The sequence below is a fragment of the Adlercreutzia sp. genome, assembly GCF_056795635.1.
In genome coordinates this window covers 1-21,770 of sequence record NZ_JBQIIT010000029.1, presented here as the reverse complement: position 1 = coordinate 21,770, position 21,770 = coordinate 1, and the positions used below count along the sequence as shown (strand labels likewise).

The 21,770-nt window shown below is 67.9% G+C and carries 13 protein-coding genes and 1 pseudogene; 5 read left to right on the top strand and 9 right to left on the bottom strand.

The window, feature by feature from the left end; translation table 11 throughout:
* The 5 genes from ACTOXK_RS11060 to ACTOXK_RS11040 form a co-directional block, all read right to left on the bottom strand.
* Positions 1 to 404: class I tRNA ligase family protein (locus tag ACTOXK_RS11060; RefSeq protein WP_482279934.1), on the bottom strand; the 404-nt coding region annotated here is incomplete at its 3' end.
* An 81-nt stretch (positions 405 to 485) separates the two neighbouring features.
* Positions 486 to 1,886: an ATP-dependent Clp protease ATP-binding subunit ClpX gene (clpX, locus tag ACTOXK_RS11055; RefSeq protein ID WP_482279636.1), complete on the bottom strand. Its 1,401-nt coding sequence runs from the start codon at positions 1,884 to 1,886 to the stop codon at positions 486 to 488.
* A 33-nt stretch (positions 1,887 to 1,919) separates the two neighbouring features.
* Complete coding sequence (gene clpP / locus ACTOXK_RS11050; RefSeq protein WP_482278455.1) at positions 1,920 to 2,552, bottom strand: ATP-dependent Clp endopeptidase proteolytic subunit ClpP; 633 nt, start codon at positions 2,550 to 2,552, stop codon at positions 1,920 to 1,922.
* Positions 2,553 to 3,000: 448 nt separating this feature from the next.
* Entirely contained in the window at positions 3,001 to 4,404 is a 1,404-nt protein-coding gene (gene tig, locus ACTOXK_RS11045; protein WP_482278456.1) for a trigger factor, read from the bottom strand.
* A 370-nt stretch (positions 4,405 to 4,774) separates the two neighbouring features.
* Positions 4,775 to 5,311 carry a hypothetical protein gene (locus ACTOXK_RS11040; protein WP_482278457.1) on the bottom strand — a complete coding sequence of 179 codons (537 nt, stop codon included), beginning with the start codon at positions 5,309 to 5,311 and terminating at the stop codon, positions 4,775 to 4,777.
* A gap of 446 nt (positions 5,312 to 5,757) precedes the next feature.
* Here ACTOXK_RS11040 and ACTOXK_RS11035 point away from each other — a divergent pair, with 446 nt between their 5' ends.
* On the top strand, positions 5,758 to 9,186 hold the full coding sequence (locus ACTOXK_RS11035) for an MFS transporter (RefSeq protein WP_482278458.1): 3,429 nt from the start codon (positions 5,758 to 5,760) through the stop codon (positions 9,184 to 9,186).
* 67 nt (positions 9,187 to 9,253) lie between these two features.
* Here the strand turns inward: ACTOXK_RS11035 and ACTOXK_RS11030 are convergent, their stop codons facing one another.
* Entirely contained in the window at positions 9,254 to 11,143 is a 1,890-nt protein-coding gene (locus tag ACTOXK_RS11030; protein ID WP_482278459.1) for a BglG family transcription antiterminator, read from the bottom strand.
* Between the two features lie 237 nt (positions 11,144 to 11,380).
* Here ACTOXK_RS11030 and ACTOXK_RS11025 point away from each other — a divergent pair, with 237 nt between their 5' ends.
* On the top strand, positions 11,381 to 13,027 hold the full coding sequence (locus tag ACTOXK_RS11025) for an MFS transporter (RefSeq protein ID WP_482278460.1): 1,647 nt from the start codon (positions 11,381 to 11,383) through the stop codon (positions 13,025 to 13,027).
* Positions 13,028 to 13,161: 134 nt separating this feature from the next.
* On the opposite strand, the gene ACTOXK_RS11020 is transcribed toward ACTOXK_RS11025, so the two are convergent.
* Positions 13,162 to 13,710: a hypothetical protein gene (locus ACTOXK_RS11020; protein ID WP_482278461.1), complete on the bottom strand. Its 549-nt coding sequence runs from the start codon at positions 13,708 to 13,710 to the stop codon at positions 13,162 to 13,164.
* A 291-nt stretch (positions 13,711 to 14,001) separates the two neighbouring features.
* Between ACTOXK_RS11020 and ACTOXK_RS11015 the strand changes: the two genes are divergently transcribed.
* Together ACTOXK_RS11015 and ACTOXK_RS11010 are read left to right on the top strand one after the other, a co-directional pair.
* The gene (locus ACTOXK_RS11015) at positions 14,002 to 15,687 is read left to right on the top strand and encodes an MFS transporter (protein ID WP_482278462.1); all 1,686 of its coding nucleotides are present in this window, start codon (positions 14,002 to 14,004) and stop codon (positions 15,685 to 15,687) included.
* A 144-nt stretch (positions 15,688 to 15,831) separates the two neighbouring features.
* Positions 15,832 to 17,460, top strand: coding sequence for an amidohydrolase (locus tag ACTOXK_RS11010; RefSeq protein WP_482278463.1), 1,629 nt, complete (start codon positions 15,832 to 15,834; stop codon positions 17,458 to 17,460).
* Between the two features lie 236 nt (positions 17,461 to 17,696).
* Here the strand turns inward: ACTOXK_RS11010 and ACTOXK_RS11005 are convergent, their stop codons facing one another.
* Positions 17,697 to 19,571: a BglG family transcription antiterminator gene (locus ACTOXK_RS11005; protein WP_482278464.1), complete on the bottom strand. Its 1,875-nt coding sequence runs from the start codon at positions 19,569 to 19,571 to the stop codon at positions 17,697 to 17,699.
* 225 nt (positions 19,572 to 19,796) lie between these two features.
* Here ACTOXK_RS11005 and ACTOXK_RS11000 point away from each other — a divergent pair, with 225 nt between their 5' ends.
* Positions 19,797 to 21,443 (top strand): MFS transporter, encoded by a 1,647-nt coding sequence (locus ACTOXK_RS11000; RefSeq protein WP_482278465.1) that lies wholly within the window; start codon positions 19,797 to 19,799, stop codon positions 21,441 to 21,443.
* 93 nt (positions 21,444 to 21,536) lie between these two features.
* On the opposite strand, the pseudogene ACTOXK_RS10995 reads toward ACTOXK_RS11000, so the two are convergent.
* Positions 21,537 to 21,770, bottom strand: a pseudogene (locus ACTOXK_RS10995) (serine/threonine transporter SstT); the annotation flags it as partial.

Below are 21,770 nucleotides of genomic sequence, written 5' to 3'. Positions count from 1 at the left end.
CAGCCCATGCCCTTGATCTGGTTCACGATGGTGGTGCCGTACTCCTCGTACCACTTGTAGCACTCCTCGATGAAGGCCTCGCGCCCGATCTCCAGGCGGCTGATCCCCTGCTCGGCCAGGCGCTTGTCCACCTTGGTCTGGGTGGAGATGCCGGCATGGTCGGTGCCGATGATCCAGCGGGTCTGGAAACCGCGCATGCGGGCGCGGCGGATGCAGGCGTCCTGGATGGTGTCGTTCAGGGCATGGCCCATGTGCAGCACGCCGGTGATGTTCGGCGGCGGGATGACGATGGTGTAGCTCTCGCCGGCGTGCTCGCCGAAGCCCGGCGTGCGCTGGAAGTAGCCGGCGTCCTTCCACGCCTCGAAGATGGGCCGCTCCATGGCGGCGTAGTCGGTCTGGGTCATCTTCATCCCTTCTCTGCGAAATCGGTGGGTACGGAACGCGGCACCGGAACCCGAGGGGGCTCACGGCGCCGCGAAAGGCTGCTAGGAAGCGTGGAGGGCTCCCTCGATGTTGGCCCGGGGCTTGATGACGGGCTTCGTCTCGCCGGTGATGTCGCTGGCCCGCACGGTCACCTGGGAGGGACCGCCGAACTCGGGCAGGTCGTACATCACGTCCATGAGCACGCGCTCGCAGATGGAGCGCAGGCCGCGGGCGCCGGTGCCGTGTTCCACGGCCTCATGGGCGATGGCCGTGAGCGCCGCCTCGTCGAAGGCCAGGCGGCAGTCCTCGAACTCGAACATGCGGGTGTACTGCTTCACGAGCGCGTTCTTCGGCTCCACGAGGATGCGCACGAGGTCTTCCTCGGACAGCTCGTTCAAGGACGTGATGACCGGGATACGGCCCACGAACTCGGGGATCATGCCGTACTTGTTCAAATCCTCCGGCAGCACCTGGCGCAGAAGCTCGGCCTCGGACTCCTTCTTGGAGGCGGCCAGCTCGCTCGCGAACCCCAGCGAGGTGGTGCCCACGCGGCTCGCCACGATGTCGGCCAGGCCCACGAAGGCGCCGCCCAGGATGAACAGGATATTCGTGGTGTCGATGGGGATGAGCTCTTGCTGGGGGTGCTTGCGGCCGCCCTGGGGCGGTACCGAGGCCTCGCAGCCCTCGACGATCTTCAGCAGGGCCTGTTGCACGCCCTCGCCGGACACATCGCGGGTGATGGAGAGGTTCTCGGCCTTGCGGGCGATCTTGTCGATCTCGTCGATGTAGATGATGCCGATCTCGGCCCGGGGCACCTCGAAGTCGGCGGCGGTGATGAGCTTCAGCAGGATGTTCTCCACGTCCTCGCCCACATATCCCGCCTCGGTGAGCGTGGTGGCGTCGGCGATGGCGAAGGGCACCTGCAGGGTACGGGCCAGGGTTTGGGCCAGAAGCGTCTTGCCCGAGCCCGTGGGACCGATGAGCATGATGTTGCTCTTGGCCAGCTCCACGTCGCCCTCGGCGGCCGCCTCCCCCATGGAGATGCGCTTGTAGTGGTTGTACACAGCCACGGACAGGGCCCGCTTGGCCTCCTCCTGGCCCACCACGTGCTCGGACAGGCGCGCGTACAGCTCATGGGGCGTGGGAAGGTCGCCCAGCACCTCGGCCGGGCTGGGGCCAGCGTCGTCCACGGGGCTCGCCTCGCGCTGGGCCTCGGCCGACGGCGGGTTGCCCCAACGGCCCCAAGCGCCGTAGCGCTCCTCCTCGGCCGGTTCGAACTCCTGGGCCATGGTGTAGCCCATGTCCCGCATCATGGCGTCGGCGCACACCGATATGCACTCGTCGCAGATGTAGATGCCGTTGGGGCCGGAGATCATGGCGTTGACCAAGTCGCCGGTCTTGCCGCAGAAGGCGCAGGTGTAATCGCCCCGATGGGGATCGTAGGGATGGTGGTGGTTGTTCATGGTTTCCTTATTCGCTCAGGTTCGGTCGCGGACCTATTCGCCCCGCTTCTGGCCGGGCATGGCGCCGTGGTGATAGATGATCTCGTCCACGAGGCCGTACTCCTTGGCCTCCTCGGCGGTCATGTAGTTGTCGCGCTCGGTGTCCAGCTGGATGCGCTCGATGGACTGGCCGGTGTTCTCGGACAGGATCTTGTTCAGGCGCTTGCGGGTCTTCAGCATGAAATCGGCCACGATGGCGATCTCGGTCTGCTGGCCCTGGGCGCCGCCGAGCGGCTGGTGGATGAGCACCATGGAGTTCGGCAGCACGAAGCGCTTGCCCTTGGTGCCCGAGGACAAGAGCACGGCGGCCATGGAGGCGCACTCGCCGATGCAGATGGTGGACACGTCGCACTTGATGAAGTTCATGGTGTCCAAAATGCCGAGGCCGGCCGTGACCGAGCCGCCCGGGGAATTGATGTACAGGGAGATGTCCTTATCGGGATCGGTGGCCTCCAGGTGCAGCAGCTGCGCCACCACGGAGTTGGCCACATGGTCGTCGATCTGCTCGCCCAGAAAGATAATGCGGTCGTTCAGCAGGCGGCTGTAGATGTCGTAGCTGCGCTCGCCCCGCGGCGACTGCTCGATGACGTAGGGAATGAGGGCGTTGCTCGCGCGTTCGATGCCCATGGGTGCCTCTCTTTCGCAAATAGGGCCGCATAGCGCGGCCTGTCCATAGTTCAGAACCATATTGCTATACATCCGTTCGCAATGCAAGTCAAACGGGGAAATGAACACAGCAGCGGCCCTCCGAGATCGGGATCGCGGGGTATTCTGATTCGCTCAGACAGTCCTCGCTTTGTGCGACAGTCCACCGGACTGTCGCAGTCGCTGCGGAACTCGCTCGGTCAGAACACCCCGCACTCCCTCTGCGCTCAACCATGGCTGAGACAGGAGAAGGCGCGGGATGCCTTGACCGAGCGAGTTCCGCACGAGCCGGACATGACTTAATGTCATGTTCGCGCGAGCAGGACTGTCTGAGCGAATCAAGGTATCCCGCGCCTTCTCCTCCGGGAGAGTCGCTACAAAAAAGGGCGGGGTCTCCCCCGCCCTTGTCGGCTCGCGATGTGGAGCGCCGTTACTCGGCGGCTTCCTCGGCGTCGTTGGCCTTCTTGGCGGCCTTCTTCTTCGCCGGCTTCTTGGCGGCCTTCTTCTCGGCGGCGGCCTCGGCGGCGAAGTCCTTCTCAGTCACCTTGGCGTTCTCCATGAGATCCTCGATGGCCTTGGTGCGCAGAAGGCCGGTGCGGATGAGGTGCAGACGGCCCGCCTCGCGCCACTCCTTCTCCAGAGCCGCGGGATCCTCCACGCCGGCCTTGGCGAACTCGGCGGCCACCTCCTCGTCGGTGACCTCCATGCCCGCGTGACGGGCCCACGCCTCAAGGGCGAGCTGCTCGCGCACGTGGTCGGCGGCCTGGGCCTTCAGATCGGCCTTGAACTGATCGGAGGTGATGCCCTGGCTGCCCAGGTAGGCGTCGAAGGTCATGCCGGCCTGCTGCAGCTGGGTGAAGAAGTCCTGGAGCAGCGAGGTCTCGGCCTCGGCGGCCATGGCCGCGGGCACCTCGGCGTCGATGCGCTCCAGCAGCTTGGTCATGATGGCGTTCTCCTTGATGCGCGGCATCATGGCGCCCTTCTGCATGTTCAGCGACTCGGCGATGCGCTCGCGCATGTCGGCCACGGACTCGAAGCCCATGGCGTCCTTCGCCCACTCGTCGGTGATCTCGGGAGCGGCCTTCTTCTTCACCACGGTGCAGGTGACCTCGAAGTTCACCGGCTTGCCGGCCTGATCGGCCAGGAGCACGGCGGTCTCATCGGCGGGCACCTCCAGGGTGAACTCCTTGGTCTGGCCCTTCTTCATGCCCATGATCTCGGCGTCGAAGGCCTCGGAGAGCATGCCGGTTCCCGGGCCGTACAGGCGGGACTCGCTCGTGATGGCGGCGATGTCGTTGCCCTCGGCGTCGGTGGCCTTGATGGCCAGGTCGGCGTAGTTCTCCGGCTTCATCTTCGTGGCGGCGGAAGCGTCCTCGAAGGTGGTGTAGTGCTCGGCCATGGCGTCCATCTGGTCGTCAATCTCGGCCTCGGTGGCCTCGGCGAAGGGCAGCTCGATCTCGACGGCGTCGTAGCTGGAAAGCTCCACCTGGGGGCGCAGGTCGATGGTGAAGGAGAACACGTAGGGCTTGCCGGCCTCCACGAGCTCGGTCTCGTCCATGGTGGGGCCGGACACGGGGCTGAGGCCCTCGGCGTCGATGGCGGCAGCCCAGGCGCTGTTCAGCACCTCGTCGGTGACGGTGGCGCGCACGGCCTCGGCGCCGAGCGCGTTGTCGATAACCGGGCGCGGGGCCTTGCCGCGGCGGAAGCCCGGGAAATTGTACTTGCGAGCGAAGTCCTTGTAGGTCTTATTGATGCGCCCGTCGATATCGGCGGCATCAACGGTCACGGTGACTTTGGCCTTGTTGCCCTCAAGGGACTCAACGTTTGTTTCCACGAATAATTCCTCCATCGTTTCCTGACACGGCGCGGGATGCTTGCGCCCGCGCGAACACTTCCTCGGCGATCCGCCAGGCGGAATCCCGCGGAAGCGCACAGCTGCCCATTATGCCACAACCTCCACAACCTGGCTACAATTCCCGTCCCGGACACAAAAAAGAGACGCGGGCCCCACGCCCGCGCCTCTGAAAACGTTATGTTGGCAGAATCGACGCATCCCTCCGGCCCCGGCGAGGGCGAGGGGGCGCCGTGCTCAAACAGTCCTCGCTTTGTGGAACAGCCCACCGGGCTGTTCCAGTCGCTGCGGAACTCCGCGCGGACCCCCTCGCCCTCGCCGGGGCCTGCATATCAGAGAGTCCGTTAGCCCCTTAGGCCTCGCTGTTGCCGGAGCGCACCACGTAGCAGATGGTGAAGTAGCCGGCCACACCGCCCGCGCAGGCGCACACGACGCCCTTGAGCAGCATCATGGCCGTCACCGAAAGCGGCAGGGGCAGAAGCACGCAGGCGAAGGCGCCCACGCCCATGAGGGTGACGGTGGCCGCCACAGTGGTGACGAGCAGGGCCGGGGCGTAGCTGGCCGGCACCAGGGAGGCCGCCCCGCCGAGATCAGCCGCATTCGGGCCGGCGAAGACGTGCTTGCGCAGGTCCATGCGGGTGAGCGGCACCACGATGACGAACAGCAGGAGGCCCAGAAGCACGCCGGTGAGCGCGAAGTCGTGGAAGATGTCGGCATGGCCGAGCAGGGCCTCGGGCTCGCCCATGTGCAGCAGGTAGAAGATGACGGCGTTGATGATGCCGTTGATGACGCCGTAGCCGATGATGCACTTGTTCAGCAGATAGGAGTTGAAGGGCTTCGCAGGCCGCGCCGGTGCCGCCGCGCCCGAGCCTGCCGCTGTCTTTGCCATAGATGTTCCTTTCCTCGAGAACCGCTGACCGCCGAGGGGCGATCGTCGGGGCCGTCTGACGCTCTCATTATGGAAGGGCCCCGCCGCCTCTGCGGAAGAACCCTTACCGCTGTTACGGAAGGGTGGGCGGCGGGGCACTTTTGCCGCCGCTTCGCCACAGAGGGGGAACCGAGTTGTTTCCAAACCGTTTTACCTGGGGAAACGCGGAGACAATACAGCAAGGGGCCCTTGGATGGGACGCCCCGGCCGCGCAAGCCCCTTGCCGCTGCTGCGGTAAAGCTTCTGCCATGGCCGCCGAGGCGGCGGTACTACGATGGCGGCAACGGAGGGGCGGCCGCTCGGGTCTCTCGTCTCGCAGGGCCCGCGCCCGCGCGGCCCGAGCGGCCCCCTCCCGTGCGCCGAGGGAGGCGCACGGCATGTTGGTCCCGAACAGAAGGAGGAAATCTATGACCAAAGACAAGGCAAAGCAGGTCGAGGGAGGTGCGGAGAAGTTCCTCGTGCTGCCCATCCTGGTGCTCATCATGGCCCAGATGGGAACCTCGGGCGACAACGGCGCGCTCGGCCTGGCCAACCAGCAGCTGGTAGACGTGCTGGGCGCCACCACCCCCGACATCCAGCTGGCGAACATGGTGTACTCGCTCATGGCCGGCGCCTTCATGGTGGCCGGAGGTCTCGTGGGCACCATCATCGGCTGGCGCACGAACTTCCGCCTGGGCGCGGCTCTCTGCGCCGCCGGCGAGCTCGTCATGGCGCTGTCGCCGAACATGACCATCTTCATCTGGGGAGGCCGCATCCTCGTCGGCTTCGGCGCCAGCTTCATGATCCCCTCGGTGCTGGGACTTATCCCCCATATCTACCACGGCAAGAACCGCGTCGTGGCCTTCGGCTGCATCGGCGCCGCCTCGGGCCTGTCGGCCTTCCTGCCGCTCATCCTGGGCATCGTCATGCAGTTCGGCGGCTTCCGCGTGACCTTCGGCGTGCTGGCCGTGTACTTCGTGCTGGTGCTCGCCCTCTCGCTCAAGCTGCCGGCCATTCAAAAGCCCGCTGAGAAGCTGAAGTTCGACGGGCTGGGCACCGGCATCGCCGCCGTGGGCCTGTTCCTGTTCCTCGTGGGCCTGTCCCGCATCTCCGCCTGGGGCCTCATCGAGCCCTTCGCGGCATGTCCCTTCACCATCTTCGGCATCTCCCCGGCCCTGCCCATGGCGGCCCTCGGCCTGCTTCTCATCGTGGCCCTCGTGCCCATCGAGAAGCGCGTCGAGCAGAAGAACGGCATCGCGCTGCTGCCCCAGTCCTTCCTGAAGACCCCCCAGGTCCGCGCCGGTCTCGTGGCCAGCGCCATCACCTTCTTCTTCATGGGCGTCCAGGCCGTTCTGCTGTCCCCCTACCTGCAGCTGGTGGCCGGCTGGCCGCCGATGCAGCTGGGTCTCATGGCCCTGGCCATCGGCATTCCCACCTTCATCTTCTCGCTCGGCATCCCGAAGTTCATGCCGAACGCCAACCCGCGCCGCGTCATCCAGATCGGCTACATCGTGATGGCCGCCGCCTTCGTGCCCATGGGCCTCTCGCTGCACGGCTCCGAGGTATCGGCGCTCATGTGGCTGGGCCTGGCCGTCGCCGGAGCCGGCGCCGGTATCGTCAGCTCGCACACGAACAACATCGTGGCCCTGGCCGTGAACGAGCGCGACGCCTCCCAGTCCGGCGGCATCCAGACCACCATGCGCAACGTGGGCCAGGCCATCGGCGTGGCCGCCATCGGCGCGGTGCTCCTGTTCGGCATCACCGTGAACATCGACAACGCCATGGCCGACAACCCGACCATCACCCCCGAGGTGCGCGCGGCCGTGGCCGAGCGCAACATCACGCTCATGGGCGACGCCCAGTTCGAGGCCACCATCGCCGACATCCCCATGGATGATGCCGAGAAGGCGGAGCTGGTGAAGTTGAACTCCGACGCCCGCATCCAGTCCACCATCACCGCCTACGTGGTGTCGGCCGTCATCATTCTCCTCGGCCTGCTCACCACCCGCTGGATCACCATCTTCCGCAAGGACGAGGAGGGCGGCGCCCGTCTGAGCCGCTGCCCGCCGGCGAGCAGCCCTTCGAGCCCGTGGTGGATCGCGAGATGTAGCGCCCGCACCTGCCGCCCCGGCGGCCGGACCCCTGAACCTGGCAAGACGAAGCGGGTGGGACGAACGCCCACCCGCTTCTTGCATCCGAGACCGGAACCGACCATGAAAGGAAGACCTATGGGCAAGCTGTTCCACAACGCAACGTTCATTCCCCTCACCGATGAGGACGCCCGCGCCGAGGCGGTGCTCGTCGACGAGGACGGCCGCATCGCCTACGTGGGCGCCCTGGAGGAGGCCCGGGCCCTCGACGAGGGCGCTGAGGAGGTGGATCTGGGCGGCGCGGCGGTCGTGCCCGGCCTCATCGACCCCCACAGCCACTTCACCGGCGCCCTCCAGTACCTGCTCTATGCCGATTTGGGCGGCTGCTCCTCCTTCGAGGAGATCGCCGACACGCTGCGCGCCTTCGCCGAGGAGCGCAACATCGGCTCCGACGGCATTATCCTGGGCAACAACTACGATCAGAACCTGCTGGCCGAGGGGCGCCATCCCGACAAGGCCCTGCTCGACACCGTTTCAACCGACACCCCCGTTCTCATCACCCACGTGTCGAACCATATGGGCGTGGCCAATTCGCTTCTCCTAGAGCTGGCGGGCATCGATGAGACCACGCCGGACCCCAACGGGGGCCGCTACGGACGGGTGGCCGGAACCGATGAGCCCAACGGCTACGCCGAGGAGCCTGCGGCCATCGGTGCCCTCTACGCGGTGACCATGCCCCGTATGAACCTGGACTTCGCCGCCATGGCCGACGATATGCAGCGCGTCTACCTGGAGCACGGCGTGACCACCTGCCAGGACGGAGCTACCGGCAAGGACATGGCCGCCATGCTGTGCGCCCTGGCCGATGCCGGCGCGTGGAAGATGGATATCGTGGCCTACCCCATGGAGGGCGAGGACACCGACGCCATTCTGGCCGAGCACAGCCGCTTCGACGATCACGCCTATCACGGCCACTTCCGATTCGGTGGCCTGAAGATGTTTTTGGACGGCTCGCCCCAGGGCCTGACCGCCTGGATGACCGAGCCCTACGCGGAAGGCCCCGACGGCGAGGGGGACTGGGTGGCCTACGGCACCATGACCGACGAGGACGCCACCGCCTTCGCCCGCAAGGCCATCGACGGCAATCGCCAGCTGCTCTGCCACACCAACGGCGACGCGGCGGCCGACCAGCTGCTGCGCGTCTACGAGGCGGCCCGCGAGGCCTCGGACAACCCGGGCAAGGCGGCCCTGCGCCCGGTGATGATCCATTGCCAGACCGCCCGGGCCGACCAGTACGAGAGGATGGCAGAGCTCGGCATGATCCCCTCCATCTTCTCCTCCCACGTCTGGTACTGGGGCGACGCCCACCTGCGCAACTTCGGCCCCGTGCGCGGCGGGCGCGTGAGCGCCTGCGGCGACGCGGAGCGGGCCGGGCTCCCCTTCACCCTGCACACCGACACCCCGGTGCTGCGCCCGAACCTGCTGGAGGCCGCCTGGTGCGCCGTGAACCGCGTCACCAAGGAGGGCGCGCAGCTGGACGAGGACCAGAAGGTGACGCCCTATGAGGCCCTGCGCGCCATCACCTACAACGGCGCCTACCAGTACGGCGAGGAGGCCGACAAGGGCACGCTGGAAGTGGGCAAGCTGGCCGACATGGCCGTGCTCGACCGCGATCCGCTGGCCGCCGATCCGGCCGAACTGCGCGACGTGACGGTGCTGGCCACGGTGAAGGAGGGCACGGTGGTCTACCGGCGCGACGAGGCATAAGAGCCCCCTTCCCCGCCATTCCTGCGGCCGGCCGAGCCCCTGAGGGGGCGGCCGGCCGTTTCCTTCTCTAGAACGCGCCCCGCAGCTCGGGAAAGCCGGGGAAGAAATCGTCATCGGCCGCCTCCGCCCCTTCGGCACCCTGGGACTCCAAGAGGCGCTTGAAGCGCTCGGTCAGCGGCGTCAGATCGCCCCGATCGTCGGCGCGCACGAGCAGCAGCGCCACCTGGGCGCAGCGCTTACCCGCCAGCTGCGGTCCCCCGTCCAAATCGTAGAGGTGCACCGCCGTGCGCTCGACCCCCTCGCCGCACCAGGCGAGCACGAGGCTGCGCTCGTGGATGAATCCCAACGTGCGCACGAGCCACCGGAAGCGCTCGAGGTCGAGGGACACCGCGCCGCTCGCGACCAGATCGCGATGGACCGCCGGCAGCAGGGCGCTCGGGGCCGCGGGCACCGCAAGGCGCACCCGCTCGCAGGGCACCTGCGCCTCGCGGCCGCGGCGCCACAGGGGAATGGCCTCCACGATGCGCTCCAGATCGCGCTCGTCCACGAGGCTCGATATGGTCACGCTGGGGAAATCCACGGGCAAAGGCTCGAAGGACACGAGGAAGTCGAAGCGATCGAGCAAGGGCGAGGAGGGTCTCGCGCAGGCCGAGAGCACCTCGTTCTCGGCGATGACGTCCACCACCTGCACGCGGCTCGACAGCTTCTCGATGCGGTAGCGGCCCCACAGGGCCAGATCGATGCCGCTGTTCACCACCAGCCCCACGCGGTAGTGCCGCAGGCTCCCCACCCGCTCCAAGTACTCGACCAGCACCAGCACCAGACGCGTGTAGTCCGACGTGTGCAGCCGCGCCTCCACGAGCGCGGGCACCTCGCACAGCACCGAGGACAGCAGGCACATGCCGTCCATGGAATCGTACTTCACGGCTAGCTCGTTGGGATTCTGCACCACCAGCCCGCAAGCGCGCCGGGTCAGCCCGCTCTCCACGAGAATGCCCAGCGGGCGGATGAGGGAGGCGGGCACCGGCTCCCCGAAGGCGGCCTCGCAGGCCGCGGCGATGTCGCCGGCCATGGCCCGGGCCCGGTCGTTGGGCTCGTAGCGCTCCATAAGCTCGGCGCTCCACTGCCATGTGCAGCAGCTCGCCATATCTTGGAGCAGCCGCATCTCGGCCTCGTTCACCGTGATGCCGAAGTGGCGCGAGAGGCGATTCCCCAGGCTCGCGAAGAACCCGGACAGCTCGCCGGTAAGCGGCCGGTCGGCGATGACATGGCCCATTTGGATGCGCGCCACCATGATGCGCAGGTAGACGCCGAGCTGCCAGCGGGCGTTGCTGGAGAGGGTGAAGCCCAGGTTGTCCTGGACCTCTTCGATGCAGCGGTCGAAGAACCGTTGGTCGCAGCCGGAGGCCGCGTCCAAGAGCAGCGGCTCGATGCGGCGGCGCACGGCTTGGGGCGGAAAGGAGAACAGCACCGACATGAGAAAGCCCCGCTGAGTCCACTCGGCCCCGGCTAATTCGATGCGCCGGCCGGTATGCACCGCGAGCCCCCGGCCCACGAGCACCCGCTGCCACCAGTGCAGATCGCTCTGCATCTGCTGCTTGTTCGTGAATGCCGCCCGCGTGAGGGATTCCACGGTATGGGGCCCCGGCGTGCAGGTGAGCACCACCAGCTCCCGGCAGAGGCGCTCGAAGCGCGGGTGCATGGCGGCCTCGCTCTCATCGAGCAGGCGCGAGAGGCGGTTCGCCTCATGGGCGGCCAGCACGAGACGCAGCCCCGCCCCGCGCCGCCGCGAGACGCGGGACGCGAAGCCCTCGTGGCTGAGGAACCCGTCGATGGCCTTCACGTCCGTGCGCACCGTCTTCTCGGAGCAGCCGAGCAGACGGGCGTACCAGGCGCAGGTCTTGTACTCGGCCTCGTTGAGCAGCGCGCGGAGCAGCGATCCCTGTCTGGCGTTCATGGGCTCCCCCTCGTGGTTCTCGGGAATAAGCTGAGCGATTAACTCGGCAATAGTGTACTGAATTCCCCTTGGCCGCGCGTGCCGCAGAGGCCAGACAAATTACCGCAGATGCGGTAAACCCCCTGCGTACCACTGTTTTTACCGCATCTGCGGCAAGAGATGTGCCCCGCCGCCGCCCGGGGCAGACCTACAATCCCCTCAGTTTCCCGTGTTCGCGCCATCAGTTTGGAGGGCCCTATGACGTCCACGAACCCCGTCGCAGAAACACCCCGCGCAGCTGTGCGCCGCCGCAGCGAAAGGGCCGGCGAGCGCGAGCCGGTTGCGGGGAGCTGGGCGCCCCTGGCCGTGCTCGTCCTGGCCCAGATCGGCACCTCCAGCGACAACGCCGCCATGAACATCGCCGTGGGCAGCCTCACCGCCGAGCTCGGCGCCACCCTGGGCGACATCCAGATGGCCACCACGGTGTTCTCCCTCATCGCCGGCGCCTTCATGATCGCCGGCGGCCTCATCGGCGTCACCATCGGGCTGCGGCGCACCATGCGCATCGGGCTGGCCCTGGCCGTCCTCGGCGAGATCGCGGCGGCCTGCGCGCCCCATATCGCACTGTTCACTTGGGGCGGACGCGTGCTCATGGGAGCCGGAGCGTGCCTGGTGACCCCCTCGGTGCTCGGACTGGTGGCCGCCCTCTACGAGGGGCGGCGGCGGGCCGTGGCCTTCGGGGCCATTGCCGGAGCGGCGGCGCTGTCCACCCTCTCCCCCATCGTACTCGGCGCCATCATGGACGCCGCGGGCTTCCGCATCACCTTCGCCGTGCTGGCCGCCTACTTCGCCCTCGTCCTGGGAACAACCGCGCTGCTGCCTCCCGCCGCCCCGCAAGCGGGGCGCACGCGCTTCGATATCGCCGGCATGGCCGTCGCCGCCGCGGGCCTCGCCCTCTTTCTGCTCGGCACCTCGCGGCTGTCCACCTGGGGCGTAGTGGCCCCCATGGCCGCCTGTCCCTTCACCGTGGCGGGCCTCTCCCCGGCCCTGCCCCTCATGGCAGCGGGACTCGTGCTGCTTGCCCTCCTCGCGCCCATCGAACGGGCGGCCGAGACGGCGGGCGGGGCCCTTATTCCCCGATCCTACCTCACCTCGCCGGCCGTGCGCTCGGGGCTTCTCGCCGTGGCGATGCCGTTCTTCTTCATGGGCGCTCAGGGAATTCTCATCACCCCCTATCTCATGCTCGTGGCGGGCTTTACGGCCATGCAGAGCGGCATGCTGTCCCTGCTGTCGGGCATCCCCATGCTCTGCTTGGCCACGTTTCTGCCGAAGGCGGCGCCGCGCCTCTCGTCGCGCCTCATCATCCGCGCCGGCCTTGCCGCCATTGTCGCCGCCTGCCTCCTCATGGCCCTTGGCGTGGAGCGGGACGCGGTCGGCGCCGCCCTGTTCGCCGGCACAGTGCTGGGCGGCATCGGCGTGGGGGCCGTCAACTCCCAGGCCAACAACGCCGTGGCCTCGGCCGTGCGCGGCCGCGACGCCGAGCAGTCCGGGGGCATCCAGGGAGCCGCCCGCAACATCGGCCTGGCCCTCGGCACCGCCGTGGGCGGCACCTGCCTGCTGCTCGCCATGGCAACGCTGTTCGCGGGCGGGGCCGCCGAGGCGTCAATAGCCGGCGACCTGGTGCGCACCGCCGCCGAGCAGGGCAGCACCCTCATGGGCCCCGAGGCCTTCGCCGATCTGGCGGCGACGTGGGGAGCCGCCCCCGCCGACGGCGCCGCCCTCGCCGCCATCCACAGCCAGGCCCAGGCCGACGCCCTGCGCCTCACCTTCGGCCTGCTCGGCGCCGTCATGGCCCTCAGCCTCATCGGCACCCGCCACCTCGTGGAAACGGCCGCCGGGAAATAGCCCCCGCCCAAGCTGCGAAGGAGCCCACAAGGAGAGAACCCGCAGGGACTGCCCGCGGGTTCTCTCTTTCCGAAGACTCTTTTGCGCGATTGCCGGGCGCGAAGCCGCCAGGGCGCCGCCGGGCACCTGCCGCGCTAGGCGCCGATGCCGGCGGTCTTGGCGGCCATGGCCTCGGCCACCTCGTCGGCCTTCTGCTGGCCGCGCACCACGAAGCTGATGGTGAAGTAGCCGGCCACGGCGCCGCCGCAGGCGCACACGAGGCCCTTCAGGATCATCATGCCGGTGACCGTAGCGCCTCCGACCGGCAGCGCCAGGGAGAGCAGGGCGCCGATACCGGTCATGAACACCGTCGCCAGAGCGCCCACCGCGAGGATGGATACGGCATAGGAGCCGGACACGAGCGGGAAGGCGCCCGCACCGGCCGGCAGCTTGAACACGTTCTTGCGCAGGTCCATGCGGGTGAGCGGCACCACGCAGGCGAACAGCAGCATGCCCAGCAGAAGCCCGGTGAAGGACAGGTCGGACACGACGGCGGCCATGTCGAAGGTGGCGCCCTCGGCCGAGGCGTGCAGGCCGGCGAAGATGGCGGCGTTGATGATGCCGTTCACCAGACCGTAGCCGATGAGGCACTTGTTCAGCGCGTAGGACTTGAAGGACAGGGGGGCCTTGGGAGACTTTGCCATAGGTGAGCGTTCCTTTCTTCTTGCAATGCTCTGAGTGCGGAGGGGGGCCTCGCGGGGCGGCCGCGACTTCCTCCGTGGGGCCGGCCCCGAAGGGGCACGGCGGTTCAACGGGGAGCATTATAGGAACCGGTGTTCTCTTTTCGCGCATGAACCATTTCCGTTGCTGCGGAAAACGTTTCCCATTCGGAAAGGGAGCAATCTCCCTACAATGATCGCCGCCGAGTTTCAGAGGGTTTTCGTAAGACTACCCTCTTCGGTGTAGGCATCCCATCCAAGTTTTAAGGAGGAACAATGGCGAAGACAAAAGCGGCACATCCCGAGGGAGGTGTCGAGAAGTTCCTGGTACTGCCCATTATCGTGCTGATTCTGGCGCAGATGGGAACCTCGGGCGACAACGGCGCGCTCGGCCTCGCCAATCAGCAGCTGGTCGATGTTCTGGGCGCCACCACCCCCGACATCCAGCTGGCGAACATGGTGTACTCGCTCATGGCCGGCGCCTTCATGGTGGCAGGCGGCCTGGTGGGCACCATCATCGGCTGGCGCACGAACTTCCGCCTGGGCGCGGCTCTCTGCGCGGCGGGCGAGCTGGTCATGGCGCTGTCGCCGAACATGACCATCTTCATCTGGGGAGGCCGCATTCTCGTCGGCTTCGGCGCCAGCTTCATGATTCCCTCGGTGCTGGGCCTCATCCCCTTCATCTACCACGGCAAGAACCGCGTGCTGGCCTTCGGCTGCATCGGCGCCGCCTCGGGCCTGTCGGCCTTCCTGCCGCTGATCCTGGGCATCGTCATGCAGTTCGGCGGCTTCCGCGTGACCTTCGGCGTGCTGGCCGTGTACTTCGCCCTGGTGCTGCTGCTGTCCTTCAAGCTGCCGGCCATCGAGAAGCCCGCTGAGAAGCTGAAGTTCGACGGGCTGGGCACCGGCATCGCCGCCGTGGGCCTGTTCCTCTTCCTCGTGGGCCTCTCCCGCATCTCCGCCTGGGGTCTCATCGAGCCCTTCGCCGAGTGCCCCTTCACCATCTTCGGCATCTCCCCGGCCCTGCCCATGGCAGTGCTCGGCCTGATCCTCTTGGTGATCCTCGTGCCCGTGGAGAAGCGCGTCGAGCAGAAGAACGGCATCGCGCTGCTCCCGCAGTCCTTCCTGAAGACCCCCCAGGTCCGTGCCGGCCTCGTGGCCAGCGCCATCACCTTCTTCTTCATGGGCGTCCAGGCCATCCTCCTGTCCCCCTACCTGCAGCTCGTGGCCGGCTGGTCGCCGGTGCTCATGGGCGTCATGGCCCTCGCCGTGGGCATCCCCACCTTCATCTTCGCCTTCGGCATCCCCAAGATCGCCCCGAACGCCAACCCGCGCCGCGTCATCCAGATCGGCTACATCGTGATGGCCGCGGCCTTCATCCCCATGGCCTTCTCGCTGCACGGCTCTGAGGTCAACGGCCTCATGTGGGTCGGCCTTGCCATCGCCGGCGCCGGCGCCGGTATCGTGTCCGCCCAGGCCTCCAACATCGTGGCCCTGGCCGTGAACGAGCGCGACGCCTCCCAGTCCGGCGGCATCCAGACCACCATGCGCAACGTGGGCCAGGCCATCGGCGTGGCCGCCATCGGCGCGGTGCTCCTGTTCGGCATCACCGCCAACATCAACAACGCCATGGCCGAGAGCCCCGTCATCACCCCCGAGGTGCAGCAGGCCGTGGCCGAGCGCAACATCACGCTCATGGGCGATGCCCAGTTCGAGCAGACTATCGCCGACATCCCCATGGACGATGCCCAGCGCGCCGAGCTCGTGCAGTTGAACTCCGACGCCCGCATCCAGTCCACCATCACCTCCTACGTGGTGGCCGCCGTGCTGATCCTGCTCGGCCTTCTCTCCACCCGCTGGATCACCATCTTCAAGAAGGATGAGGATGGCACCGAGGAGGCCGTGGTTCCCGAGACGGCCGGCGAGCAGCCCTTCGAGCCCGTGGTCGACCGCGAGATGTAGGCCGGCCGCCCTCTGACTGACCGGACGATACCCCGTCCTTGACCGAAGGGGGTGGGACGCGCACCCACCCCCTTCTTCTATCGGGGATGCCCCCTTCGGCACTCCCCTGCGCACCCCGTCATCCGACAACGAGAAAGGAAGACCATGAAACAGCTTTTCACTAACGCCACCTTCGTCACCATGGTCGACGAGTTCGATACCGCCGACGCGCTCCTGACCGACGAGGCCGGCCGCATCGCCTTCGTCGGCCCCCTGGAGGAGGCCCGCAAGCGCGCCGAGGGCGCCGAGGAGGTGGACCTGGGCGGCGCTGCCGTGCTGCCCGGCCTCATCGACCCCCACAGCCACTTCACCGGCTCGCTGCAGTACCTGCTGTTCGCCGACTTGTCTGAGTGCACCTCCTTCGCCGAGATCACCGAGACCCTGAAGGAGTTCGCCGCCAAGCGCAACATCGGGCCCGACGGCGTCATCATGGGCAACGGCTACGACCAGAACAACCTGATCGAGCAGCGCCACCCCGACAAGTCCGTCCTGAACGCCGTGTCCGAGGACATCCCGGTGCTCATCACCCACGTGTCCAACCACATGGGCGTGGCCAACGACTGCCTGCTGAAGCTGGCCGGCATCACGCCCACGACCCCCGACCCGGAAGGCGGCCGCTACGGGCGCATGGACGGCACCGGCGATTTGGACGGCTACGCCGAGGAGCCGGCGGCCATGAACCCCTTCTACGCCATCACCACGCCGCGGCTGGGCCTGGACTTCAACGCCATGATCGGCGATATGCAGCGCGTCTATCTGGAGCACGGCGTGACCACCTGCCAGGACGGCGCCACCGCCCCGGACATGGCCGCCGTCATGGTGGGCCTGGCCAAGGCCGGCCTGCTGAAGATGGACATCGTGGCCTATCCCATGTGGGGCACCGACGTCATGGCCACCCTGGCCGCCAACGCCGAGTTCGACAGCCAGAATTACACCGGCCACTTCCGCTTCGGCGGCCTGAAGATGTTCCTGGACGGCTCGCCCCAGGGCCTGACCGCCTGGATGACCGAGCCCTACGTGGCCGGCCCCGACGGCGAGAAGGACTGGGTGGCCTACAGCACCATGACCGACGAGGACGCCACCGCCTTCGCGAAGATCGCCATCGACTCCAACCACCAGCTTTTGTGCCACTGCAACGGCGACGCGGCGGCCGACCAGCTGCTGCGCGTCTACGAGGCGGCCCGGGACGCCTCCGATAACCCGGACAAGATGGCCCTGCGCCCGGTGATGATCCACGCCCAGACGGCGCGCACCGACCAGTACGAGAAGATGGCCGCCATCGGCATGATCCCCTCTATCTTCTCCTCCCACATCTGGTACTGGGGCGACGCCCACCTGCGCAACCTGGGTCCGGTGCGCGGCGGCCGCGTGAGCGCCTGCGGCGATGCCCAGCGCGCCGGCATCCCCTTCACCCTGCACACCGACACCCCGGTGCTGCGCCCGAACCTCATCGAGGCCGCCTGGTGCGCCGTGAACCGCGTCACCAAGGACGGCGCGCAGCTCGACGAGGACCAGAAGGTGACGCCGTATCAGGCCCTGCGCGCCATCACCTACAACGGCGCCTACCAGTACGGCGAGGAGGCCGACAAGGGCACCCTGGAGGCGGGCAAGCTGGCCGATCTCGTGGTGCTCGACCGCAACCCGCTGGCCGTGGACCCGCGCGAGATCCGCGACATCAAGGTGCTCGCCACCATCAAGGAGGGCGAGACCCTCTACGAGCGCGACGGCCAGTAGGCCCGCGCGCTTGCGCCCGCTGGCCGGGCGCGACTCAGGGGAGGCCGCCGCGGCCTCCCCTTTTTGATGGGCTGAACGAAGCACAGGAACAGGCAACGACCCAGCCGGGCAATCGCGACGAATGCGCGGCGGTTCGACCGGGCGAACGTTGGGAATGCGGAGCGGTTCGGCCGCGCAGACGGCGAGAATGGGCGCATGCTCGGTCGCTCAACCACCGAGCACGCGCGGTGGTTCCCCTACTCGGGGAAGCCGACGAAGAAGCCGTCGTCGCTCACGAGATCGGAGGTATCGGCGTAGTCTTCCACAAGGCGCTTGAACCGCTGCGTGAGGGGCATGAGATCGCCCCGATCGGCCTCGGCCACGATGAGCACCGCCGCCATGGTGCAGCCGACGGCCTCGTTGCAGGCCTTCTCTTCCAGCTGGTAGATGCGAATGGCCGTGGAGGCGGCCCCCGGGCCGCACCAGGCGAACACGAGGGTGCGGTCCCGCACGAGGGAGAGCGTCCAGGAAAGCCACGAGAAGCGCTCGAAGTCCATGGCGATGAGGCCGTCGTCCGAAAGGGCGCGGTGCAGACCGTGGAAGAGGCTGTCGGGCGTGGACTGGCAGCGCAGGGTCTGGCGCTCCCACGGGGCGCGCACCTCCCGGCCCCGGTGCCACAGGGGCACCGAGGCGATGATGTGGTCGATGTCGCTGCGGCTCACGGCCGGCGAGATGGTCACGCTGGGGAAGTCCACGTCCAGAGGCTCGAAGGCCACGAGGAAGTCGAAGCGGTCGTGGAGGCGGCAGGCGGGGGCCGCGGTGGCGGCGAGCACCTCGTTTTCCGTCAGCACGTCCACCACCGACAGGCGCGAGGAGAGCTTCTCCATGCGGTGCGCGCCCCAGAGAGCCAGATCGATGCCACAGTTCACCACGAGCCCCACCCGGTAGCAGCGCATGGCCCCGGTGGCCTCCAGGTAGTCCAGCAGCACGAGGATGAGCCGGGCGTAATCGGGGCTGAACAGGGCCGCTTCCACGAGCGAGGGCACTTCGCACAGCACCGAGGACAGCAGCAGCGCGCCATCCATGGCCTCGTACTTCACGGCGCTCTCGTTGGGGTTGGGGGCCAGAAGCTCGCAGGAGCGCCGGGCCAGGCCGCTCTCCAGCAGGATGGCCAGGGGCTTGCCCATATCCTCGGGCAGCGGAACGCCGAAGGCGCCCTCCAAAGCGGCCGCGATGTCGTCCACGATGGTCCGGGCGCGCTCGCTCGGCTCGTAGGCCTCCATGGCCGCCAGGCTCCACTGCCAGGTGCAGCAGCTCGCCATGTCGCGCAGAAGCCCCATCTCCGCCTCGCTCACGGCGATGGAGAAGTGACGCTCCAGGCGGCGGCGCAGGTAGGAGAAGAACTGGGTCGGCTCCCCGTCGTCGCGCCAATGGCCCAGGCCGTGGCCGAGCTTGATGCGCGTGACCATGATGCAGAGGTAGACGTTGAACTGCCACTGAGCGTTACTGGAGAACTCGAAGCCCAGATCGCGCTCCATTTCGTCGATGCAGCGCTCGAGGAACTGCCGGTCGTAGGGGTCCATGGTGCCGAGCAGCGAGGGGATGATGCGGCGGCGCACGGCCTGGGACGGGAAGGAGAACAGCATGGACATGACGAAGCCGCGGATGGTCCATTCCGGCCCCTCCACGGCCACCGTGCGGCCGACGGACAGGGTGAGGCCGCTCACGGCGAGCACTCCCTGCCACCAGTGCAGGTCGGCCTGGATCTGCTGCTTGTTGCGGAACAGGTGCCGCGCGAGGCTGTCGGCGGTATGGGGGCCCGGCTGGCAGGTGAGCGCGATCATCTCCTGGCACAGGCGCTCGTAGCGCGGGTGCATCTCGGTCTCGCTCTCGCCGAGGATGCGCTCGAGGCGGTTCTCCTCGCCGGGCACGAGCACGATCCGCAGGCCGGCGCCCCGCTGGCGGCCGACCCGGGTGGCGAAGCCCTCGTGCTCGAGAAAGGCGTTGAGAGCCTTCACGTCCGTGCGCACCGTGCGGTCCGAGCAGCCGAGCTCGTTGGCGTAGTCGGTGGACGTCTTGTAGTCGCCGGCATCGAGTAGCGCTCGCAAAAGCGCCCCCTGCCTGCTGTTCATGGCTCCTCCTCTGCTCGGTGGTACCTGAGCGGATCGCTCATGGAACCAGTGTAGCCGCGCCGGCGCGGCCGAGGGCGACGATACCGTGGCAAGATGGCAACAGTTGGAAGAGATTCCCCGAGACACGACCGCCGCCGTCAGTGGTTGGGGGAAAATCTCTGAGTGAAATGGACAAGATATGGGGCTGTGCGGCCCTCGCGTCCGCAACCGGTTGAGAGGTTCACTATGGCGACTATGGCTCTCGCCGCTGATCGCAGCGACCAGCGGCCCGCAACGATCCCGAAGGCGAGCTACGTGCCCCTGGTCGTGCTCGCCCTGGCCCAGATCGGCACCTCCAGCGACAGCGCGGCCATGAACCTGGCCACGGCGAGCCTCGTGGGCACCCTGGGGGCCACCCTCGACGACATTCAGATGGCCACCACCCTGTTCTCCCTCATCGCCGGCGCCTTCATGATCGCCGGCGGCCTGCTGGGCGTCACCATCGGGCTGCGCCGGGCCCTGGCCGCCGGCCTCGGCCTGGCCGTCATCGGCGAGATCGTCGCCGCCGCCTCCCCCTCCATCCTCGTCTTCACCTGGGGCGGCCGCGTCATCATGGGCGTGGCGGCCTGCCTGATCACGCCGTCGGTCTTGGGGCTGGTAGCGGCCCTCTACCAGGGGCGCCAGCGGGCCATCGCCTTCGGGGCCATCGCCGGCGCCGCGGCCCTGTCCACCCTGTCGCCTCTGGCCTTGGGCGCGGTCATGGACTCGGCGGGCTTCCGCCTCACCTTCGCCATCATGGCCGCCTACTTCGCCCTCGTCTTCTGCTGCACCCGGCTCATCCCCCGCCTGCCGGACCCCCACGGCCACGCCCGCTTCGACGTCGCGGGCACCGTGGTGGCCGCCTGCGGCTTGGGCCTCGTGCTCATCGGCGTGGGGCACCTGTCCGACTGGGGCATCACCACCCCGCAGAAGCTGTGCCCCCTCACCCTGTTCGGCCTGCCCCCCACCCTGCCGACCATCGTCGCGGGCCTCGTGCTCCTGGGACTGCTCGTGCCCACCGAGCGCCGGGCCCAGCGCCGGGGCAACCCCCTTATCCCGACGGCCTTCGTCACGTCCCCCGGCGTGCGGGCCGGCCTGGCCGCCGTAGCCCTGCCCTTCTTCTACATGGGGGCCGTGGGCATTCTGGCCACCCCCTACCTCCAGCTGGTCACCGGCTTCACGGCCCTGCAAACGGGCATGCTCTCGCTCTTATCGGGCATTCCCATGTTCCTTTTGGCCATGTTCCTGCCGAAAGTGGCGCCGCACCTCTCCTCGCGGCTCATCATCCGCGCCGGCTTCGTCGCCATCGCCGCGGCCTGCGGGCTCATGGCCCTCGGCATCCAGCAGCAGGGCGTGGGCATCGCCCTGTTCGTCGGCATGGCCCTGGGCGGCATCGGGGTAGGCGCCGTGAACTCCCAGGCCAACAACGCCGTGGCCTGCGCCGTCACCCGCAAGGAAGCGGAGCAGTCCGGCGGCATCCAGGGCGCGGCCCGCTCCATCGGCCTAGCCCTCGGCACGGCGCTGGCTGGCACCTGCCTGCTTCTGGCCATGGCCAGCGGCTTCGCGGCCCAGGCCACCGATGCCGGCATCGACCACGAACTCGTGGCGACGGCCACCGAGAAGGCCTCCGCGCTGATGAGCGCCGATGCCTTCGACGACCTCACGGGCCAGTGGGGCGCCGACGAGGTGCAGGCGGCCCAGCTCGTGGCGGCGAAGTCCACGGCCCAAGCCGATGCCATGCGCCTGACCTTCGGGGCCCTGGGCGCTCTCATGGCTGCGGGCCTGCTCACTACCCGCCACCTGGTGGAGACCTCTGCGCCCCGCGAGAAGAAGCCCGAGCGGGCGAAGGCCTAGAGAGCGGTTGGGCGGCTGCGCAACGTGGTGCACGCAAAAAAAGGAACCCGCCGAGGCGGGTTCCTGTGCGCTTGGACGATGGTCTCGGCGAAGTTAGGCCAGCTCGTCGGCCGAGAAGGCATCCTGGCCGAGGTGCACTTCCTTGCCCTCCTTGATGAGCTGGCGGTACTCGGCCGTGGCCGTGAACACTACGTCGGAGGAGGAGTTCAGGCCGGTCTCGCAGGAGTCCTGGATGACGCCGATGATGAAGCCGATGCCCACCACCTGCATGGCGATGTCGTTGGTGATGCCGAACAGGGCGCAGCACATGGGGATGAGCAGCAGCGA

Bases quoted from the DNA above. Each gene is read 5' to 3' on its own strand.
- clpX (WP_482279636.1), bottom strand. From the start codon at position 1,886: ATGAACAACCACCACCATCCCTACGATCCCCATCGGGGCGATTACACC.
- clpP (WP_482278455.1), bottom strand. From the start codon at position 2,552: ATGGGCATCGAACGCGCGAGCAACGCCCTCATTCCCTACGTCATCGAG.
- ACTOXK_RS11040 (WP_482278457.1), bottom strand. From the start codon at position 5,311: ATGGCAAAGACAGCGGCAGGCTCGGGCGCGGCGGCACCGGCGCGGCCT.
- ACTOXK_RS11035 (WP_482278458.1), top strand. From the start codon at position 5,758: ATGACCAAAGACAAGGCAAAGCAGGTCGAGGGAGGTGCGGAGAAGTTC.
- ACTOXK_RS11030 (WP_482278459.1), bottom strand. From the start codon at position 11,143: ATGAACGCCAGACAGGGATCGCTGCTCCGCGCGCTGCTCAACGAGGCC.
- ACTOXK_RS11025 (WP_482278460.1), top strand. From the start codon at position 11,381: ATGACGTCCACGAACCCCGTCGCAGAAACACCCCGCGCAGCTGTGCGC.
- ACTOXK_RS11020 (WP_482278461.1), bottom strand. From the start codon at position 13,710: ATGGCAAAGTCTCCCAAGGCCCCCCTGTCCTTCAAGTCCTACGCGCTG.
- ACTOXK_RS11015 (WP_482278462.1), top strand. From the start codon at position 14,002: ATGGCGAAGACAAAAGCGGCACATCCCGAGGGAGGTGTCGAGAAGTTC.
- ACTOXK_RS11010 (WP_482278463.1), top strand. From the start codon at position 15,832: ATGAAACAGCTTTTCACTAACGCCACCTTCGTCACCATGGTCGACGAG.
- ACTOXK_RS11005 (WP_482278464.1), bottom strand. From the start codon at position 19,571: ATGAACAGCAGGCAGGGGGCGCTTTTGCGAGCGCTACTCGATGCCGGC.
- ACTOXK_RS11000 (WP_482278465.1), top strand. From the start codon at position 19,797: ATGGCGACTATGGCTCTCGCCGCTGATCGCAGCGACCAGCGGCCCGCA.